Origin of the sequence: Nocardia sp. 2TAF39 (genome assembly GCF_052114905.1) — a bacterium.
GTDB lineage: Bacteria > Actinomycetota > Actinomycetes > Mycobacteriales > Mycobacteriaceae > Nocardia.
The window spans coordinates 104742-123773 of sequence record NZ_JBFRFQ010000015.1; the positions used below are offsets into that span (position 1 = coordinate 104742).

Annotated in this window: 23 protein-coding genes; 10 read left to right on the forward strand and 13 right to left on the reverse strand. The window is 65.5% G+C overall.

What is annotated here, in order from left to right; translation table 11 throughout:
* Positions 1-33: 33 nt before the first annotated feature.
* The 5 genes from AB4Z47_RS12030 to AB4Z47_RS12050 all read right to left on the reverse strand — a co-directional run bounded on the left by AB4Z47_RS12030 (position 34) and on the right by AB4Z47_RS12050 (position 3442).
* Complete coding sequence (locus AB4Z47_RS12030; protein WP_441950324.1) at positions 34-1323, reverse strand: hypothetical protein; 1290 nt, start codon at positions 1321-1323, stop codon at positions 34-36.
* Positions 1323-1706, reverse strand: a complete 384-nt coding sequence (locus AB4Z47_RS12035) for a hypothetical protein (protein WP_441950326.1) — start codon at positions 1704-1706, stop codon at positions 1323-1325. The genes AB4Z47_RS12030 and AB4Z47_RS12035 overlap by 1 nt, the downstream gene beginning before the upstream one ends.
* A gap of 15 nt (positions 1707-1721) precedes the next feature.
* The gene (locus tag AB4Z47_RS12040; RefSeq protein ID WP_441950328.1) at positions 1722-2225 is read right to left on the reverse strand and encodes a DUF3558 domain-containing protein; all 504 of its coding nucleotides are present in this window, start codon (positions 2223-2225) and stop codon (positions 1722-1724) included.
* 135 nt (positions 2226-2360) lie between these two features.
* Positions 2361-2570: a DUF397 domain-containing protein gene (locus AB4Z47_RS12045; RefSeq protein WP_441950330.1), complete on the reverse strand. Its 210-nt coding sequence runs from the start codon at positions 2568-2570 to the stop codon at positions 2361-2363.
* The gene (locus AB4Z47_RS12050) at positions 2567-3442 is read right to left on the reverse strand and encodes a helix-turn-helix domain-containing protein (RefSeq protein ID WP_441950332.1); all 876 of its coding nucleotides are present in this window, start codon (positions 3440-3442) and stop codon (positions 2567-2569) included. Before AB4Z47_RS12050 ends, AB4Z47_RS12045 begins: the two co-directional genes overlap by 4 nt.
* Before the next feature lie 161 nt (positions 3443-3603).
* On the opposite strand from AB4Z47_RS12050, the gene AB4Z47_RS12055 reads away from it, so the two are divergent.
* The 4 genes from AB4Z47_RS12055 (at position 3604) to AB4Z47_RS12070 (ending at position 5463) form a co-directional block, all read left to right on the forward strand.
* A complete protein-coding gene (locus AB4Z47_RS12055) occupies positions 3604-4014 on the forward strand; it encodes a hypothetical protein (protein ID WP_441950334.1) in 411 nt (136 codons plus the stop codon).
* Positions 4011-4334, forward strand: coding sequence for a hypothetical protein (locus tag AB4Z47_RS12060; RefSeq protein WP_441950335.1), 324 nt, complete (start codon positions 4011-4013; stop codon positions 4332-4334). The genes AB4Z47_RS12055 and AB4Z47_RS12060 overlap by 4 nt, the downstream gene beginning before the upstream one ends.
* Before the next feature lie 6 nt (positions 4335-4340).
* Positions 4341-4649 (forward strand): hypothetical protein, encoded by a 309-nt coding sequence (locus AB4Z47_RS12065; RefSeq protein WP_441950337.1) that lies wholly within the window; start codon positions 4341-4343, stop codon positions 4647-4649.
* A 265-nt stretch (positions 4650-4914) separates the two neighbouring features.
* Positions 4915-5463 carry a hypothetical protein gene (locus AB4Z47_RS12070; RefSeq protein ID WP_441950338.1) on the forward strand — a complete coding sequence of 183 codons (549 nt, stop codon included), beginning with the start codon at positions 4915-4917 and terminating at the stop codon, positions 5461-5463.
* Positions 5464-5761: 298 nt separating this feature from the next.
* Here AB4Z47_RS12070 and AB4Z47_RS12075 read toward each other — a convergent pair whose 3' ends face one another.
* Positions 5762-6262, reverse strand: a complete 501-nt coding sequence (locus AB4Z47_RS12075; protein WP_441950339.1) for a winged helix-turn-helix transcriptional regulator — start codon at positions 6260-6262, stop codon at positions 5762-5764.
* Between the two features lie 83 nt (positions 6263-6345).
* Here AB4Z47_RS12075 and AB4Z47_RS12080 point away from each other — a divergent pair, with 83 nt between their 5' ends.
* Positions 6346-6990, forward strand: a complete 645-nt coding sequence (locus tag AB4Z47_RS12080; protein WP_441950341.1) for a dihydrofolate reductase family protein — start codon at positions 6346-6348, stop codon at positions 6988-6990.
* Between the two features lie 386 nt (positions 6991-7376).
* On the opposite strand, the gene AB4Z47_RS12085 is transcribed toward AB4Z47_RS12080, so the two are convergent.
* Both AB4Z47_RS12085 and AB4Z47_RS12090 read right to left on the reverse strand, forming a co-directional pair.
* Positions 7377-8336: a DUF6924 domain-containing protein gene (locus tag AB4Z47_RS12085; protein ID WP_441950343.1), complete on the reverse strand. Its 960-nt coding sequence runs from the start codon at positions 8334-8336 to the stop codon at positions 7377-7379.
* 359 nt (positions 8337-8695) lie between these two features.
* Positions 8696-9142, reverse strand: coding sequence for a MarR family winged helix-turn-helix transcriptional regulator (locus AB4Z47_RS12090; protein ID WP_441950344.1), 447 nt, complete (start codon positions 9140-9142; stop codon positions 8696-8698).
* 96 nt (positions 9143-9238) lie between these two features.
* Between AB4Z47_RS12090 and AB4Z47_RS12095 the strand changes: the two genes are divergently transcribed.
* From AB4Z47_RS12095 to AB4Z47_RS12115, 5 genes are all read left to right on the forward strand, one after another.
* On the forward strand, positions 9239-9883 hold the full coding sequence (locus AB4Z47_RS12095; protein ID WP_441950346.1) for an SgcJ/EcaC family oxidoreductase: 645 nt from the start codon (positions 9239-9241) through the stop codon (positions 9881-9883).
* The gene (locus AB4Z47_RS12100) at positions 9868-10590 is read left to right on the forward strand and encodes an SDR family NAD(P)-dependent oxidoreductase (protein ID WP_441950348.1); all 723 of its coding nucleotides are present in this window, start codon (positions 9868-9870) and stop codon (positions 10588-10590) included. The genes AB4Z47_RS12095 and AB4Z47_RS12100 overlap by 16 nt, the downstream gene beginning before the upstream one ends.
* A 25-nt stretch (positions 10591-10615) precedes the next feature.
* Positions 10616-11128 carry an SgcJ/EcaC family oxidoreductase gene (locus AB4Z47_RS12105; RefSeq protein WP_441950350.1) on the forward strand — a complete coding sequence of 171 codons (513 nt, stop codon included), beginning with the start codon at positions 10616-10618 and terminating at the stop codon, positions 11126-11128.
* A 252-nt stretch (positions 11129-11380) separates the two neighbouring features.
* Positions 11381-11920, forward strand: a complete 540-nt coding sequence (locus AB4Z47_RS12110; RefSeq protein WP_441950352.1) for a GNAT family N-acetyltransferase — start codon at positions 11381-11383, stop codon at positions 11918-11920.
* Positions 11921-12047: 127 nt separating this feature from the next.
* Positions 12048-12944, forward strand: a complete 897-nt coding sequence (locus AB4Z47_RS12115) for a hypothetical protein (protein ID WP_441950354.1) — start codon at positions 12048-12050, stop codon at positions 12942-12944.
* A gap of 11 nt (positions 12945-12955) precedes the next feature.
* Here the strand turns inward: AB4Z47_RS12115 and AB4Z47_RS12120 are convergent, their stop codons facing one another.
* The 5 genes from AB4Z47_RS12120 to AB4Z47_RS12140 form a co-directional block, all read right to left on the reverse strand.
* Positions 12956-14089 carry an SCO2521 family protein gene (locus AB4Z47_RS12120; RefSeq protein WP_441950355.1) on the reverse strand — a complete coding sequence of 378 codons (1134 nt, stop codon included), beginning with the start codon at positions 14087-14089 and terminating at the stop codon, positions 12956-12958.
* A 1-nt stretch (position 14090) separates the two neighbouring features.
* A complete protein-coding gene (locus tag AB4Z47_RS12125) occupies positions 14091-15104 on the reverse strand; it encodes an SCO2522 family protein (protein WP_441950357.1) in 1014 nt (337 codons plus the stop codon).
* A 55-nt stretch (positions 15105-15159) separates the two neighbouring features.
* A complete protein-coding gene (locus AB4Z47_RS12130; RefSeq protein WP_441950358.1) occupies positions 15160-16071 on the reverse strand; it encodes an SCO2523 family variant P-loop protein in 912 nt (303 codons plus the stop codon).
* Between the two features lie 4 nt (positions 16072-16075).
* Positions 16076-17968 (reverse strand): SCO2524 family protein, encoded by a 1893-nt coding sequence (locus AB4Z47_RS12135; RefSeq protein WP_441950360.1) that lies wholly within the window; start codon positions 17966-17968, stop codon positions 16076-16078.
* Between the two features lie 170 nt (positions 17969-18138).
* Positions 18139-18990: a TIGR02569 family protein gene (locus AB4Z47_RS12140; protein WP_441950361.1), complete on the reverse strand. Its 852-nt coding sequence runs from the start codon at positions 18988-18990 to the stop codon at positions 18139-18141.
* Positions 18991-19032 lie beyond the last annotated feature (42 nt).

Below are 19032 nucleotides of genomic sequence, written 5' to 3' on the forward strand. Positions count from 1 at the left end.
CTCCAGGCATGGGGATGTCCTTATCGTGTCGGGTTATTCGCCGATGACCGGCGGCACCGTCTTGGGCATATCATCCAGCCCGGTGAGCTCATCTCCGTGTTCCTGCGTGATCAGGTAGTCCGGAATGCCCTTGCTGGACTCGTCATCGGATTTTCCGCCGCGCGCGCCCGGCGCCGTCCCGCCTGGCATGCCACCCATGCCGGAACGGCCAGTAGCGGCTCCTGACCGCGCGGCGGCCGGGGTCGCGCTGGAGTTGTTCGGTGTACCCGGAATCGAACGACCCGGGCTTGGCACCGGGGCGCCCGGACCGGTGGGACTTCCTGGACTGCCTGGCGTTCCTAGATGCGGGCTGCCGGGGGTGCTGGGCGCGGTGGTCGAGGCGGGTGTGGTCGCAGCCGGTGTCGTGGACGCGGGATCGGTGCTGGTCGACTGCGGTGTCCCGACGTCCGTGGACTGGGTACTCGAAGGAGTGGTCGAGTCGTCAGAGGAGTCCGTGTCGAGAGGATGCGAGCCGGGCGATGGTGTGCCCGAAGGGTTTCCGCTGCCGGCATTCGTGCCACCGTTGTTGTTGCCACCATTCTCGGTGCCGCCCGGATTCGCGCCCGGATTCGTGGCAGGCGCCGGTCGGGGTATCACCGGCACATTGGTATCGGACTCCATCACGACCGGGGCGTACACGGTGCGCAGCACGCGCAATGCCTCGGTCTTCGAATTATGTTCGGCGACATCATCATTGCGCCAGCTACGTCCGGCCAGAAGGCCGATCGCGTTATCCACTCCGCTGCGATGTTCCGGTGCATGCGGGACCAGTTGTTTGGTCGGTTCCAACCCGGTCTGCAATTCGGCCAACTTGCTGCTGGTCAGCCGGGCCGCATTCGTGACCTGCGCGCCCTGGGCAGCGTAGTCGCGAACCCCACTGGCCGCCGCGTCGCGTGCTTCGCCCCGCCACACACTCTCATCGGTGGCCCGGGCCATCGCCTTGGTGAAAGTATCCAGTGAGGTCTGATGCCGATCGGCGATGGTGTTCCATGCGGACACCAGGTCGCTGACCGCCTGCAGATCGATCTGATCGACCTTACCGCGCAGCGTCCTGACGTCGTGCCTTTCGAACTCGTCCGCATCGAGAACTTCCCTCGGCCGGAACTCTCCCTGAAAGCCGAGGCCGGCAGCCCTGCTGCGCACGTCGTCCCGCTGCCGGTTGTATGTATCCTGCACAGCGTACGGATCGGCATCGGGCTGCACATGGAAGATCCAGTCCGTGACATTGCGCAGCACGGTCGAACCCAGGTCCTCGACCGCCGGGTTACCGAACGGGTTACCCATCAGCCCACCTGCTCGGTGGCATTCGCGATCTGAGCCGCGTTCTCGATGTCGCGACCGGTGATGCGCTTGAACGAGATCGCCATGACTTCACGCATGTTCTTCACGGTCTCGATGTGTTCGTTGATCACCTGGTCGATCGAATGATCCTCGCCGGTGGCCTGCTTCAGAAACTTCTTGACCAGGTCATCCGCCATCTTGAAGCCGCCGAAACCGGAGATATTCTGAGCATTCCGCGCATACACACGTAAGTCGTTGAGATCTTGAAGGCGCTGATCGCACGCGCCGAAGCATTGACGCGCTGTCTGTTCATCATCGAGATACAGCTCACCGGCGCGAGCTCGATCTGCGAGTCGCCGCCACTGCGTCGCGTTTTCCTCATCCAATTTGTTCCCCCTATTTCAATCCGGCAGCACCGGCACGAGTGATCCTCCGACTCGGGAAAGAATCGTGCATGGGTTTTCGAGGTCGTCCAGCGCAGCGTTGTTCAGTATGCGAAGTTGCAGAACCCCTTGAGCGGCAGGGAAAACGACATCACAGTCCAGATCCTTGGAGGCTCCCTCAACACGGAACTGTCGTCCCACACGGCCAGAGATCGTGACATCTCGAAAGTCGACATTGCCGGGTTTGTTCTCGAATTCCGCCACGGAGTGTCCGGTCGAGAACACGGTGACGTGATACCTGCGGCTCTTCCAGGTGCATATTTCCCAGCCAGACTGGTGAATTCCGGCGATGCCGGCTTCCTCGGTCGCTGGATCGACGCCCGCCGCCCGCAACACATCATCGGGAATCCCCGTGCACGGGTTGAACAGGGCTTTGGCTGCAGTAGTTCCTACGCTAGGCGACCCGCTCGTGGCGTCCCCACACGCCACCGCACCCGACGCAAGCAGAAAACCGAGCAGCATCAACGTGATTCGACGGCCCATCCCCACCCTCTCGACCCGTGACTGACGCAGGTTGCGCCAACAGTAGCAGAAGACGGGCTTGACCGTGGTAGACGGAATCGAGGTCGCCGCTTACTCATGACGCGATTCGAGCGATCAGGCACGCCGGGTGAATTCGTCGTTCATCACACCTGCAATGAAGGCACCCCACTCCCCCGGCGTGAAGATCAGCGCCGGGCCGTTCGGGTTCTTCGAATCACGGACACCGACCTGACCGGCGGCAAGCCACGCGACTTCGACGCACGACTCACCATCTCCGCTGCGTCTCGACTTGAACCACTGTGCGCCGGATAGTTCGTTGGTCACTGTTCGTATCTCCTTGCGATGTTCCTAATCAGGTCTCTCGATGGTCGGTCTTCCAGCGCAGCAGCCCGGAGGGCCTCAAAGATCACCCGGTAGCGCCCAACGTCGTCTTCTTCCTCGAAAATCATTGTCCCTATGGCGCCTTCGGTATATACGACGGACGGTTCATTGTGCGGGAAGTCGATGATGATGTGCGGCGGTATCGCCAATCCGGCCGGAAAACCAGCAGTAAACGGAACGATTCGGATCGAAACATTGTCAAGCGTACCCATGTCGGCAACATGTCGAAGTTGCGAAGACATGGTCCGATCAGAGCCAACAACGGTACGCAATACCGACTCATGCAGTAGAAACTCGGCTCGCACCGGCTTGTGCCTACGAGTTAGCATCTTCGATCGCTGCATACGCAACGCCACACGCCGATCCAACTCTTCCACGGTGCCAGCGAGCGGAGACGTCACCACGTGCCGCGCGTAGTCGGCGGTCTGCAGTAGCCCGGGTATGACGAGTGAGTTGAAAAAGTGAAATTCGGTTGCCACAGCCTCCAATTGGAGATAGGTGTTGAATCCCGGTCGGATCAGATTTCGGAAGTCTTCCCACCACATCTTCGTATTAGCGTTTACTACAAGCGACTTCAGATATTCTGTCCGATCTTCCGGCAGCCCGTAGAAGTCACAGATGAATTCGACATCCCGAACCTTGACCTTCTCATTCTGGCCGAGTTCGATCCGACTGAGCGTGGACCGGCTGATCTCCAGTACTTCGGCTACCTGTTCGAGCGTGTGGCCGCTCGCCTGACGCGCGTCGCGCAGCGCTCGGCCCAACTGGCGACGCGGCAGCGTCGTCCTGCTGAGGTCTGACTTCGTACCCGCCACTCCGCTGTGTCCTCCCCTTGTTCTCACGATGCGACCTGTGTTTTCCCACGGCGAGAGTCGTCCTACATCGAACTCGGGAAACTCTCAGGGCGTACGTATGGATTGCCGTGCCCCGGCGGTTTCGAGTCCACCGTCATCAGCACACTCCGCAGCATAAGGACATGTCCTACGACACGGAAGAGAACTCCGAACGTTCGCAAACGCAATTGGCAGAACCGTTTTCGCCTGATGCCCACTCCCAGCCGAAGGCGGTGGGGTTTGTGCGGGGCGAGGTGTCGGGGCTGGATGCGCCCCGGCACGCGGTCGCCGTCCAACGGCACGCCCGCTCGCTGGGCTATCAGTACGTGTACACCGTCAGTCCACCGCGCGACAATGCCGACCCGATCGGGTTCCTGCTGGCTATAGCGGCCGGCTTGGATGTGGCCGCGATCGTGGTCTACGACTTGGCCCACGTCGATGACCAGCCCGCGCGGGTCTGCGAGGACTTCGACCTGGAAACGGTGTGTCCGCCGAGCACGTGGGCACGGGCCTCCGCACCGACTCACACCATCGCGAAGGTGGCGGATCGATGAATCGGGATGCTCTGCTCACCCCGCCCGAGGTCTGTGGCCACGCTGATGTGCGGCTGGCACACGAGCAGATGCGGGTGCATCGGGCCTGCCGGGTCGAACGGTGTGTGTGGAAAGCGGCGGCGTATCGCACGCTGGTATCGGCGGGACGGCTCACACCGCAGACGATGAGCCCGCGCGAACGCGCAGCCGCGCGCGGCGTGCGGTTTCCGCCGCTGGATGAGCCCGACCGCGCCGACCGGAGCCCGGTCGCGCACACGCTGCAAGAGGTGCTGAAACGGCTGTCGGAGTTGGCCACACCACCGGACCCGCGCCGGGGGTGAAAACGGTTGTATCGGACCACGATCGGAAAAACACACACCGGCTGGCGACTGGTGGGGCATCGCATCGAAATCCTGTTCTTGCGCGACGACACCGACCCCACGCCCGCCTACCGGCTGCGCAATAACGGCGACACCGTCCCGATTCCGTTGGGGCGGTGCGGGCTTGTCGCATTCGACGAGCGCGCATTACCGGATCTGGCACAGGTGCGGGAATGGTTCCCGCGCCACTTCCGGCTGTGGGACGCGGTGCGCGCGCAATTCTGGGAGACGTTGTTGCTCCCGAGCGGCGCTCGCCGCCCGACGCCTGGCACATGACTGCGTCGAAACGCGAGTAGGCCCCTCCGCGGTGTGCCACTCGTCGGGACCGCAGACCTCCCCGTCCAACCCACCCGCCGCACGTGGCGGGCGAATTCGCCTGAACGCACCAGCGACCTTATGCGGGTCACCTATTCGAAAGAGGATGATGTCCAAGCGACGCAATCGACCGCGGCACAATCCGAAAGCACTGCGGAAACCGCCGCAGACGGGCTCCACCATCCGATACCCGCCCCGTGCCACGATCGACGCGATACTCACGACCATGATGGCCGAACGCAACGCCGACACGTCCGACCCGAATATCGACACCATTCACTTCTGGGGATTCGCCAGCGCGGACAACCTCATCACACAAGAGATGGCCCACACCGCGATAGTCCTCGATCCAGACGCCGAGTGCTCCCCGATCCTGGATTCGGCCGAATGGCTGATGCGAAGACTCCCCGGCCGCCTGTGGGGGTTCGGGCTCGCGTTCCGGACGGTTGGCGAGATGTTCACCGGAACCGATGGCGTCCCCGAGGACGCGATACAGGCGGCGAGAGCGGGCAAGCTGAACGAACGCGCCGGGGCCGACGAGATGTGCGCGGCAACGATTTTCGATGCCCGCGCATACTCGTACACCGCACTGACCTACACCCACCTACCCGAACTCGGGCCGACCCCCACCTGGGTCGACGACACACGAAAGTCCACCGACACCTGGATCGCCCTGTTCGATCGGCGTGCCGTCGCGGCGCACGCGTGGGCGGCGGCGATAACGCTGGACCCGGACGGCAATCACGCCACCATAGCCCGGCTACGCACGCCATGAGGACGCTGAACTGACGCTTTCCGGTGGGATACCAGGTCTGATGCCGGCGGCCCGAAAGAGGTAGCTATGAGCCAGATCCTCCACGCCACCGAAGCCGCCCAGGTCCACCCGGACAAGCCCAGCACCACCACGGCCGAGATGGCCCGCAAGATCACCGCGGCCCTCGACGCCGCCGAGGTGGCCACCGCGGACAACGGGGCTGCGCCGGCAACCGCTGCCGGGCGATCCCGGTCGACGGGGATTCCGCCGCGGATCCGGCGGTACTGCGCTGCGAGCCTGGTGTTTTCGGGCACGTGGTTCAGGTGTGCCGCTGGGCGACCACGGCTTCATAGGCGGTGGCGAGGCGCTCGGTGGCGGTGGGTTTGCCGGTCGCGGGGCGCGGGACGCCGAGGTGGCGTTCGCGCAGCTCCGCCATGAACTCCTCCCAGAGTTCGGGGCCGCCTGCCTCGAGCAGTTCGGCGCGCACACGCAGCTCAGGGGTGGTGGGGCGATGCCGCAATCCCCAGCTCGCGAGGTGGACCAGGACCGGAACGAGCTGGATGGCCGGCTCGGTCAGGCTGTAGGTGGCACGCCGTCCGCGCCCGGCGTTGTCGCGGGTGAGCAGTCCCGCATCGGTCAAGGTGCGCAGCCGGTCGGCCAGGATGTTGGACGCGATGCCCTCTTCCGACTGTGACTGCAGCCGGCGGAAGTGGCGGCGGTCGCCGAACATCACGTCGCGCAGCACAAGCAGCGTCCAGCGATCGCCCAGCACCTCGATCGCGGCGTTGATAGGGCAGCCGGAGCGCGACCCGTCGGACATGAAACCTCCTGCATCAACTGCTTGCAGTTTACCAGCACCTCCGGCAAACTGATTGCACATTGCAAGCAGAAGGGGTCATTTCGATGACACAACTCGTGCGCGTCCATAACTTCAACGTCTCCAGCGACGGGTACGGTTCGGGGGCTGGGCAAAGCCTCGAGCGTCCTTTCGGGCACGCCGACCCGCAGCCTCTGTTCTCGTGGGCGGGGGCGACCGCGAGTTGGGTCAACCGCACCGAGCCCGGGGGGACACGCGGCCTCGACGACTACTGCACGCGCGAATTCGCGCGCAATATCGGGGCCGAGATCATGGGGCGCAACAAGTTCGGACCGCAGCGCGGCCCGTGGGAAAATTACGAATGGCAGGGCTGGTGGGGCGACGAACCGCCGTTCCGCACACCGGTATTCGTTCTCACCCATCATGAACGGCCCTCGTTTACCTTGGGGGAAACAACGTTTCATTTCCTGAACGCATCACCGGAGGACGCCTTGGCGCGGGCGAAGGAGGCCGCCGACGGAAAGGACGTGCGGATCGGCGGCGGGGTCGCCACGGTGCGTGCATTCCTGGACGCCGACCTCATCGACACCATGCACTTCGCCGTCGCGCCCGTCGAGCTCGCCGACGGTGAGCGGCTCTGGGACAGTCCCGATCACCTGCTGGACCGCTTTCACCTGGAGAAGATCCCGAGCCCGAGCGGCGTTGTCCACCACTTCTTCTGGCGCCGCTGAACCGGCCGCTGGAGGGATTCGAGATCTTCCGATCGCCGCTCGTTCCGCCTCACTTATCCAGGCCACCAACGTCGTCAGGCTCCGCCATACACCGGAATCGGCGGTGTAGTCGTCCGGGCATGGCCACATCGAGCCAGCCACCCGCACCCACGGACCTTACGAGCGAAAAGACACTCAACCTCCGGGTCCGCGGAGCCCGCTCGGGACGAGCCGACCAGGCCAGACCTCGACTACCACTCGGTCGCCCCCTGAGGTGGAGCAGGTCATCTACCATCGCGGCGTGCCTGGGAGTCCCCCTTTGCGGCACTAGCTTTCGTGGCAGCGGTCCAGGCCGGACCGATCAGCCGCGCCGACGCAGGACCGTAGAGGGCAGCGTCGCTGCCCTTTCAGGAGCCCTCCCACCACGGCTCCGTGTCCTCCACGGCGACGAACTCGTAAAAGTCCATGTTGCTGATCTCCAGGTTGGACGCAAGCGATCCGACCATGCGGCAGGGAAGGATGGCGGGCTGCCCCGGGGTGTCGTAAAGGTCGACAGCGGTCAGCGGTCGGCCAGGCTCGGCAAAGGTCCTGGCATCAGCGAGAACGACCAGCGTGGTGTGCTCCTCGGTGTGCTCCTTGGGCGGCGGGACCAGCGCCGGGACCTGACCCGGCAGCAGGCCCTCGAAGGCTCGGTCGTCGACGACCAACGCAGTCAGCGGAAAGTGCTCCACGTCGATCTCGTCTAGGTCCAGGTCTGCGCCGACCCAGCCGTCCTCGTCGGTCCCGCCCAGCTCGTCGAGCAGGGCGTGCCAGCCCTCCTCGTCGTCGAAGATGGTACGGACCAGCAGTACGCCGCCGGTGGAGGGCAGTGCCGGGAAGGAGCGGTGCGGCGGCGCCGTCGGCGCGGGGAAGGCCGGCCGACCGCCGTCCCCCTGGTACATGCCGCTCACGTCCATGTCGCGCACCAGGTGGTCGAACGTGAGTGTGCCGCCCAGCAGGTCGGCCAGGATCTCGCCGAGCCGGGCCTTCGGGACCCGGACGCCGCGCCCGGGTATCGCCGCCAGGTCCACCAGCAACGGGCCGTCCCCGCCATACACCACCGGAATGTCCGCCAAGACGACGACCGGCGGCACCGGGCCGCCGTCCACGACAAGCGCCGGGAAATTTCCGCCGTGCAGGAAGTCCCACCCGCAGTCCTCGATCGGTCGCAGCCGCACCCCGCTGCCCTCGACAACGAGCACATCGCCTTCCCGGCGGCCCGCGATCTCGTCGAGCAGCCCGCCCCACAGCGCCTTGCCGTCCTCGTAGCACGTACAGACCAAGAGCACTTCACCGGGCTCCGGCTGGGGAAGCTTGGGAAAGGACATGACACTCCTCTGAAAGGCTGCTGCGGTCGCCTCGTCGCAATTGGTCCTGGCCTTGGTGATGTCTCCTGCATGACATCCCGGTCAGACCAGCGCCGTCTGGATCGGACAGCCGCTCATGGTGGCGGATAGGCGACATCGAGCTGTAGCCGGGCCTGACACTACAACAGCGCCTGCGCTAGTGGGTGCTGGTAGTTCTGATGTGTGGTGTTGAATCGTGTTGTGGTCGAGCCGGATTCGTTGATGTCGCGAATCAGGGGCCGGTTTGCGCGGGCGAAGCCGCGGGCTCGGGTGCGGGAGTATGTGTTGGGCTTCTCGCGGGTCTGGAGCGCAAGAACGATCCGGCGTGGATCTCGCCGCTATCATTCCATCTCGTCGGCGGCCTGCTGAAACGCCTCGGCGGCGCGGGCGAAATAGTCGAACAGCACCTCGCGCTGTTCGGTGGAGTAGCCGCTGATGATGTCGCCGATCTTGCGGCGGGCCGGTGCCAGCACCGTGTCGAGGCCGGCCGGTTTTCCGATCGGCTCGACGATGACCTTGCGGCGGTCACCCGGATCGGGGGCCCGCCGGACGTAACCCGCCCCCTCCAGCCGGTCGATGAGCCTGGTGGTCGGGCCTGTCGTGAGCCCGGCGCGGGCGCCGAGTTCACCAGGGGTCATGGCGCCGCTCAGCTCCAGGATGTTCAGCGCGTACAGATCGGTGGCGCCGAGGTCGCATGCCCTGGCGCCGGCCTGGGCATGCAGCACCACCGAGCTCAGATAGCGGCGGTAGACCTCACTCGGGTCGGGTTGGCGATGCGAGGTTGACACGGGCGACTCCCCTCCTTAATCTCTTCTTTTGTGAAGATATTTCTCCAGAGAAGAAACATCTTCTGAGAAGAAGATGCTACAGCAGGAGACCTTGCCATGACCAACGACACCATTGCTACCCCGGTACCGCGGAAGTCTCGGCGTTACCGGGTAGCCCGGGCCGCGGGCGTCACCGCGCTCGCGCTCGGGATCGCCGCGGGAGGCGGCTACCTCTGGCTGGACAAGACCGACCGGGTCCACAACACCGGTACGGCCGAGTGCACGAGGATCATCCCGGACGGCGGCACGGACGCGGATCTGCGCTCGGTGTGCGCCGCACTGGCCACGATGACGGCTGCGTGGGGACGCAACGACGCCGACGCCTACGGCGCGGCATTCACCGAGAACGCCAGCTACACAACCTACCTGGGCACCCACTACCAGGGCCGTCGTGATCTCGCCGAGGCGCACCGCACTCTGTTCGACGGCTTCCTGCAGGGAACCGAGCTAGCCGACTCCTATCTCGGGGTGCGCTTCTACGGCTCGGATGTCGCCATCGCGACCAGCCGGGGCGACACCTACAAAAAGGATCGCCCGGCCGAACTGTCGAAAACCCAGACGTACACGCTGGTCCGGGAATCCGACGGGCAGTGGCGGATCGCCGCCTTCCACAACACCAAGCGGCAGCCGGTGATGGAGCGCATCTCTTTCCTGTTCGCGCCCGGCACCAAGCCGGAGGCGGAGCGATGCGAGCGCTGGTGACCGGCGCCAGCGCCGGAATCGGGCGCGCCTTCGCGACATCGCTTGCGGCCGCGGGATATTCGGTGACCGCCGTGGCGCGGCACGCGGAAGCGTTGGACCAGCTCATGGCCGAACTGGGCGGCGGGCACGACTACCTCATCGCCGACCTTGCTACGCAGGAGGGCCTGACGGCCACCGCGGACCTGTTGCGTCATCGCGACTACACCCTGCTGGTGAACAACGCGGGCATGGCCGCCCACGGCGACTTCGCCACCGTTGCGCTCGAAACCGAACTCGCGACAGTCGATCTCAATATCCGGGCGGTTGTGACACTGGCGCACGCCTTTCTCGGTGCCGCCGCCCCGGGCAGTGCACTGGTAAACGTGTCATCCACGCTCGGACTCGTGCCGAAACCCGGCGCCGGTGTGTACAGCGCGTCCAAGGCGTTCGTCGCCTCGTTCTCGGAAACGCTCTGGCACGAACAGAAGTCACGCAGTGTGCATGTGATGGCACTGTGCCCCGGCGTCACGATCACCGCATCGCAGACCGCTGCGGACGTGCCGTCCTGGCTGGTGCAATCGCCACAGCAGGTGGTGAACCGCGCGCTCCGAGCCCTGGCCGGCACGGCCGGCCCACTCGTGCTCACCAGCCGCGCCAACACGCTGTTCACCACCGCCGTGCGACTGCTTCCCCGACGAGCCGGGCTCGCATTGCTCGGTTCCGACTGACCTCGAAAACCCTAAAGGACACAGCATGAGCGGTCAGGCCCGGAGGCGGCAGCGGAGCGTGACCACCGAGGGCCCCGCGCATGCGAGAAAGGACTTCGCCATGACCACCGACACCGACCACACCGCCATCCGCGCACTCATCGAACGCAGCCAGGACGCCTGGAACCGGGCAGACGGCGACGCCTACGGCGCCTGCTTCACCGACGATGCCACCGACATCACCTACGTCGGCACCGTCTACCACGGCGGCCGGGAAATCGGCAGCGCGCACCAGGCGCTGTTCGACAGCTTCCTGAAGGGCACGCAGCTCATCGTCGACATCGTCGAGATCCGCCGCTACGGCGCCGATACCGCCGTGGTCGTGACCCGCGGCGAATCCGCGAAGGGCACACCGAAGAAACTGGGCAAACTCGCGACCTACACCGTCGTCCGCGTCGACGGCCGGTGGCGGATCGCAGCCGTGCAGAAGACCCAGCGCAAACCGCTCATGGAAGCCATCTCCTTCAGATTCCAGCCGGCCACCCGGCCCGCCCGCTGATAGCCGACCGATCTCGCCGTCACCGGCAGGACGCCAGCAGACGACGGGTGCAGGGTCAGCCGTCCACGGTGATCTCGAGCTCGTCGTGACCGAGTATGCGGATCCGAAATACATCACCGTCACCACCTTGCCCCGAAAATCGCACTCGGCGAACTGATCTCACAGGTATGGCTTTCGACCGTCTCCACCCCTCAACTATGGGAGCGCTCTACCCTGGAAGGCGGACTCACGCCGGGGTGGAGAGGTGAGCATGTGAACATCGCGAAAAGACTTGGGACACCGGTGTTCCGGTCTGCGCTGTTGGATGATCTCGCGGATATCGCCGCACTGGAGCAGACGGAGTTCGCGGAACTGGCGTACCCGTACTTCGCGCTGCGTCAGCTGTTCGATCTGCACGGAACACAGTGGGTGGTCGCTGATCTCGACGGCACGGTCTGCGGCTATGCGATGGTGGCACTCGGCTCGCCACAGTGCGCCTGGGTGATCGGGCTCGCCGTCTCGCCGCATTGCCGTGGCCGCGGCTACGGGCGTGCGCTGATGGACGGCGCGCTGGCCCGGTGCCGGGCCGCCCGGGTGGACGACGTGTTCCTCACCGTCCGGCCCACTGATGAAGCGACAGCGCACCTGTACAAGAAGTCCGGATTCGTCTGGGCCGGATACGAAGAGCGCTATTTCGGTGCCGGCGAGCCGCGTGACGTTCTGGTACGCCGAATCCAGTACCGCCCCAGTACACCGTCGATCACCGATCCGACCTCGGATGTCTGGCGCAAGCGCAGTCCAGGCTCGGACTAGGGCGCCGATGCCGGCGTAAGTACAGGAGATCCGAGAAGGACGCTGCCTACCAACCTTTTTCGGTCGGGAGAGCGTTGTATGGTGGATATCACGTCGCACGACGCGCAGGCCCGGGGGAGGAACATCGATGACCGAATTCGAAGACCCGGTCACCCATGTGCAATTCGGGAATTCACCCGACATCTGGATCGATCAGCATGCCACGGGCTACGCCCAGGAAGTCGCGGACTACCTGGACGAGTTGATCGCCGGGACCAGACGGCCGGACGAGAAGCCGCTCCTGGATTCGTTCAACAGCCACGTCGAAAAGGTGGTCACCGCCTTCGATCATTCGAAGATCAAGCATCGCGGCGACAGCCTGCTCTTCACCGACATCTACGCGGCAGCCGCCGACACCACCACCGCGATGGACGAGGTCCTGCAGCGGGCGCACGTCGAATTGCTGATGGCGCTACTGGCCGCAGAGGTCGAGCTGCGCGGCCCGCTACGCCTGAGCCGCACCCAGAACATGCGGCTGGCCGACACCTACGAGCAGCTCGGCCATCGACTCCTCGCCGCCGAGGCGCCCGGTCAGAAAGCCAAGACGTTTCTCCCCGGGCACGCGGCCATGGCCTTTCTGCGCGCCTCTGGTCTGCACGCGCTCAATGAAGACATCGATGCGCAAGACCGCTGTGGCCTCGCGCTGGCCAGAGCGCGCAGGACGACGATCTACCCGGCCTGGCGGCGCAGCGCCGGCTGGGCCTCGGACCTGATGTGTGGCTACGGCTACCGACCGTTCCGGCTGCTCGTCTGGATCGCCGCGCTACTGCTCGTGTTCACCGTCGCGCTGTGGCTGAGCACACCCATTCCGATCACCACATCGCTGCACATGTGCCTGATCAACTTCCTCAATCCGCTCGGTCTCGGCGATATCGGAGAGGTCAGCCGGGCAGGGCACGTCTTGCTCATCATCGAGTCGTACGCCGGGATCGTCGCCACCTCGGTCTTTTTCGCGCTACTCGTCCGTCGATGGTTCCGACTGTGACCGGACTGAGCTCAATCCGGTGTGTTTATCTTGGAGGGGCGCATAGCAGCCAGGGTCGCTGCCGACATCCGGTCGCGCAGCTGGCCCACCTGCGCCTGCCATTCCCGGGTGAAGCCGGGGTTGTGCTCCACTTGTTCCCAGAGGCCGCACAACACCCCTGGCGTGTGCGCACCAGGCATCCAGAGGTGCGCCAGATGCGTGAGCAGCGGCGCGATGATTTCGGCCGACTCCGTGCTGGACGGCGGGTGGAGATCGGCCTCCTCGACGACCGCGCGGGCGACCGTCAGCAGCCAGTCGTGCAGCGCGAGATCCTCGCAGAACCGGCGCGTCACCGCGAGTTCCGACTCGTCGCGCACCGTCACCAGCACGGTGCGCACCAACTCGTCCTGCAACTGGAACCTCAGGATCGGCTGCGGCACGTCGGCGATCCGCGCGGCCCAGCGCAGCCGCGCCGTCCGCGTCTGCATCGGCGCGTGCTGATCGAGCCCCATGTCCATCCGGATCCTGGCGAGCAGCCGCTGACTGATCGAGGCCAGATCCAAGGTGCCCTCGGGCGGCTCGCCCGGGGCGAGAAAACACTCGCCCAGCTCACCGCTGGTCGCGTCGGTGACCTTCGAGACCACCTCCATCACCCCGATTTTGGTCAGATAATGCGACCAGGTCTGCCGCTGACGTGTCTCGGCGGGAACGACTGTGGTGTGCGCCGAACTCTGCAGCACCCGTCCACCGACGACCACCGCATTGGTGGCTACCGTCCCGACCGCGCGGACGCCGCCGCGCGGCCGGGTGGCCAGCTGGCAATCGACTCCGACCGCGATGGTCGGCGAAGTGGCCAGGGTCGTCGGCCGCTCGCGCCACGGCATCTTCTCGCCGGGAATCAGCGCGAGCAGTTCCTCCAGCATGTCTCGGCTGAGTGCCGTCGAATCCGGCACCAGACAGGTGCGGACCTCACCGAGCAGGATCAGCGGCCGGGTACCGGCAGGTGCTGGCGTCGGGGACTTTTCGGGGACCGCGCGCGTGGTCCTTCCGGCCAGGGGTGGCTGCCGGGCCGTGCGCCGACGACGGGGCATTGCCGGCCGTCGGCGCAGCCGCCTGCCGTGCGAGGGCCGATCGGGGTCGGAACCGAAGTCCGATGATTCGCCCATATCAGGATCCCTCCAGCAGCAGGTGGCTCATCCGCTCGGTCACCTTGCGCGGCACCATGATCGGGACATCCTCGTCGGTGCCCCGCGCGATGATCTGATCGACCACTTCTTCCTCGAGATCGATGTGATCCAGGATTACCCGCACCGCGTGTTCGATACCCAGGTACCGCTGCGGCAGCAGCGACAGCGAGCGGTAGGCAGCGAAGGGTTTGGCCTGCGGATTGAGTTTCACCACGGCGGGCATCTCCCACCACTGCTGCGGCCAACCGTCCTCCGGCCGCCACAGCTGCGGATCCACGACGGGTTCGCCGTCGTAGCGCAGCATCCCGAGCCGCAACAGCTGCCAGATCGAGGCCAGGAAGGGGCACGACCATTTGGTGTGTACCTCGGCCCGCCCGTTCACCTTCTTGGTCTGCTTGGTCCACATCTGCACGTCGAGGAAGATCGAATGCTCGCGCCTGCCGAACTCCTCCGGCGGCTCGTACGGCAGACGATGCATGGCCTGGCCCGGCTCGTCGTCGGAAGCGCGACGCCCGTTGCACAGCCAGCCGGACTCCGCGGTGGGCGGACGACGCCCGGTCGAACCCTCCGGCGGCTCGGCCACGATGCGCGCGGCGACCATTTCGGCCAATTGGATGCGGCGCTCACCGGTCGAGCCGGACGGCGTCTCCCAGCAGCCCGCCTCGCGTGCCAGATAGTCGATGGTCACCCCGCACTGCGCGGCGGCGCTGAGCAACTTGCCGAGGATCTCGGTCGGGTCGGTGTCGTGCCGAAAATAGTCATCGATCAGGAAGCAGGTGCTCACCCGCGCGCGCGGCCCGAACTCCGCCTGCGCGGCCGCGGTGAAGGCCGTGACCAGTGGAGCGATCTTGCGGAACTGCGCGCGGATGCGATCCTCGCCATTGCTGAGATCGTTCATGTAGAAATGCCCCACCTCGATGGACAGGTGGGACAACGGAACCTGGGCGATCCGCGTACGCTCGGTCGCCTCGCTATAGCCAGCTACGTAGTCCACGGGGATCGAAAACCCTTCTAGGATGGCGCTTTCGGGAGCAATGGCGAGTTCGGTTCTATTCCCAGGTGGCCGCGTGCACGAGTCGCCCGGCAAGCTGGTTGAAGGCGGCGGCGGTGTCCTCGTTGGCGATGCTGTTGGCCACATCGGCGTCGAGGATGATCTGCTCGCGCCATTGCAGCACGGGCTCCACCGGCGTCTTGCCGAGCAGGGATGTCGCGCCGAGCCGATTCTTCCCGGCCAGCGTGACCAACGCTCCGTTCTGTTCCTGCAACCACTTGACCTGAGCCGCACCGGGACCACCGGTCATCTCGTTCAATTGTGGCACCGCGGTGCGCACATAGCGGATGTTTGCGAGCAGCTTCTTCGGGTCGTGTTTCCACTGGCCGCCGGTTTCCAACAACCCGTGCGGACCGTGCACCAGCCCGCTCGCCGCCAGGATGTGCTGGCGGGTCCAGCGGTGGAAGACCAGCCAACGCACCGTCTTCGAGGCCAGCTGCGGCGCCGCCGTCGCCCGTAACACCAGCTCCATCGCCAGCGAACGGCCCGCGCTCAGGTCCACGAAACAGACTTTGAATTCCTGTTCGAGGCCGACGAGTAGTTCCGTACAGCGCTTGACCACGTCGTCGTTGATGCTGTCGAACTCGGCGCCGCCTTCGTCACCAGGAAACAGGACGAGCCTTCCGGTCCTGGTCCGCATCTTGCGCAAGCCACTGCGGTCGGTCTTGGCGCGCACGTCGATCTGCCGGGCGATGCCGTTCTTCCCGAGCAGATACTCGTGCAGTCCGTCCCCATCGGGAGTTCCCCGCTCCACGGAACCGATCTCGAACAGGGCGCCCGCGGTCGGCGAACCGAAGTCGAAATCGAGATAGACCACGCTCATACCGCTGAGGCATAGGCGGTAGGCGAGATTGCAGCTGGTCACCGAACGTCCGGTGCCGCCCTTGTCGGAGGTCGCGAACACGATCATGCGATTACGTGCTCCTTGTCGCGTCCATGCGGGCATAGGCCAGTTTGTGCAGTTCGCGTAGCGCGTCGGCGGCGAGCACGAACGCGGTGCCCGCCTGTCTGCGAACCACCAATTGCCTGGCTTGCTCGAGGTGCTCCTCCACCCGGTCCAGGGTGATCCGGTTCTCCGAGAAGTCCTCGATACTGACGCCGAGCATTTCCTGGTTGAGCAGATGCTCGGCCTCGTTGAGCAGTTCGACCGCGCGCACCACCATCGCGCGGGAGGTCAACGGTGGCTCGCGGAACGTCCGGTCCGCGGTGACCAGGCATTCGATCACGCGTTCTGTCATGTACCAGGACGGATCGGTTTCCCGCTGCGTCCCGTTGCCGAAGATCCCGGCGGGATCGTCCCAGAGCCCGGACGCCCTGCCGGAGCTGATCATTCGCGCTTCCAGATGATCCATTGTCGATTTGGCCAGATCCATCAGCCGGTCGCGAGCGGTGATGTCGCCGGAGAGACGGGCGGCCTGCAACGTGCGCTTCAACAGCACTGCGGCGAAATCGGAGACCTCCCAGTGCAACAGCGGACCGTTGTCCACGGTTTCGCTGCCGCGCAAGGTCAATCGCACGCCCGGCGCGTGCAGCTCCACCGCGGGATCGTCGCGTGTGGTCCTGCGAATGATCCGGCCACGCCTGGCCAGTTCGTCGAAAATCGAGACAGCCCTGGTCAAGTCGTCGTCGGAGGCAGTTCGGGCGACCAGGTCCTGGATCAGCACGGCGGACACGATGAGACTGAAGTAGTCCGATTCCTCGCCGTCGGAGGTGCGCCACGGGATATCTTCCAGCGGCCACGAACCGGAGCCGAATCGGGCGACCGTCGACCAGTAGCGCTGAGTCAGGTCCCAGCGAATGCGCAGTGCCTCGGCCAGCCGGTACTGCTGTTCGTCGAGCAGGTCCAGTTCCCTGGTGCGCTGGGAGATCAGGTCGTTGATGCCGTCGAGCGCGATGACGGTGAAATACAGGTAGGGGCGCGGATCGGCGACACCCGGCTTTCTGGCGATGTCGCTGTCCACGAAGCCGACCGGCGCGGCATCGCGGACCAGCCCCCAGCTCCAACCGCATTCGAACAGCAGATCCTCGTCGTCCAGCTCCGTGTCCGGTGTCTGCCCGAGCGTGATGTCATTGCGCAGCCGCGCGCGGACCCGCTGCAGGCTGTTCGTGATGCCCTCGGCGACCGTTTTCTCCGGCAGGTCGTTCTGATTGAGCATGCCGAGCATCACCTGTCCGGCATCGGATTTCGGCTCGACGGTCGTGACGACGAAACTGCGCACCAAGCCGGTCATCGCGGCGGTCAGGCGGGTGCTGAGCCTGGCGGCGAGCTTCTCGATCCGTTCGGCGAGGCTGCCGCGTGCCTCCGCACGCACCCAGCCCTCGTAGACTCGCAGGAAGCGCAGCCCGGCGAGACACAATGTCAGCGACATGGAATACGAGTCGACGACCTCGATTCCCCGCTGCGCCGCAGTGGGTTCCCGCTCGTCGGCGGAGCGCAGGTAGCTACCTGCGGCGAAGATGGGCTCGCCGTCCGGTTCGCCGGCGCTGTCCGGTTCGAAGTCCGGTCCCAGGCGTTGGGTGTTGCGGAGGATGTAGTCCTCGAGCAACGTGACTATGACGGTGCCGATCTTCGTCTGGCCACCGAACGGCGAGAGCACCGAACTGACGTCGTCGGCCATGCTGTCCGGACGATCCAGTGCGAGGCTTTCGATCTCGGTCGCCGGATAGAGCAGGCACAGCAACTGCTCGGAATCACTGATCGAGTTGGCGGGCTCACGACCATCCCAGCGCCACTCGGCACCGTTCCAGGATCGGGCCAGCACAGATCGCCACAGATCCAGAATCTGTTGTCTCGGTTGAATTCTCACCTGCCGCCGTCCTCACCCCTCGTCGCGGGCCGCGCTGGCCTCCAGCCCAGCAGAGACCCACGGCGGCGATACTGCGCAAAACTTATCACGGGGGCGAGCGCGGCGTCGGGCTCCGCGCGATTCGATATCGCGCTGCGCGCACAACCATTCCGTACAGCAGGTATTCCGATTCAGAGCATGAGGCGCACCATGTCGGCGGTGCGTGCGAGACCAGGGAACGCCTCGGGCGTCGAGCGCGGGTGCAGAGCGTGTACCGCGAGCCGGAACATGACCGCCCGCAACAACATCTGCGACCACTCCGGCAGATCCGCCCAGCGCTCGAGCAACCCCTCGTCCGCGCCGCCCCAGGCCAGCGCGTCCACCACGATCACGCCCGCCGCCCACGGTGCGGGCCGCCAATACGGCGTGATGTCGGTGAGGCCGGGCGTGTAGGAGCCCGCGAACAGCACGGTGCCGAACAGGTCGCCGTGCACCACTTGCGCGGGCGCCCGCACCGGCTTGCGCAGCGTGGCAAGCTGACCGATCAACTCCATGCTGCGTTGACCGTCCGGCGAGGTAGACAACAGCGCACCGCCCGCGCGAAGGCTGCGCAGCGGCACCGCCTCCCAGGCGGCGCGGTCCGCGGCGACGAAAACATCCACATCCACCCACGGCGCGACCGGCGGCTGCACGAGAAAACGCGGCCGCTCCAGCGTCGCCGTGGCCTGGTGCAGTCGCAGCGACAACGACACCACCTCGTCGTGGCGCGGTTCGGGGGTGCCCTCCAGATAGGTATCCGCCCGCCAGCCCGACACGACATAGCGGCCGTCGGTCGCGCGCACCGGACGGGCCACCCGCAGCCCGTCCACCTTCAGCGTCTCGCGCACCTTCGCCGACCACGCCGCACGCGCGTGATCGGCGACCGGGCTGAGCACCACGTCCCCCAAGCGCCAGCCACCGTCCCAGTCACCCAGCGAAACCGGGGTCACTTCGCGCAGACCGAACGTGGCACGCACGTGCTCGGGTGGTTCCACAGAAGTCACGGCCGTACCGTACGCTCTGTTAGATTTGGCGCGCCTTCGGCG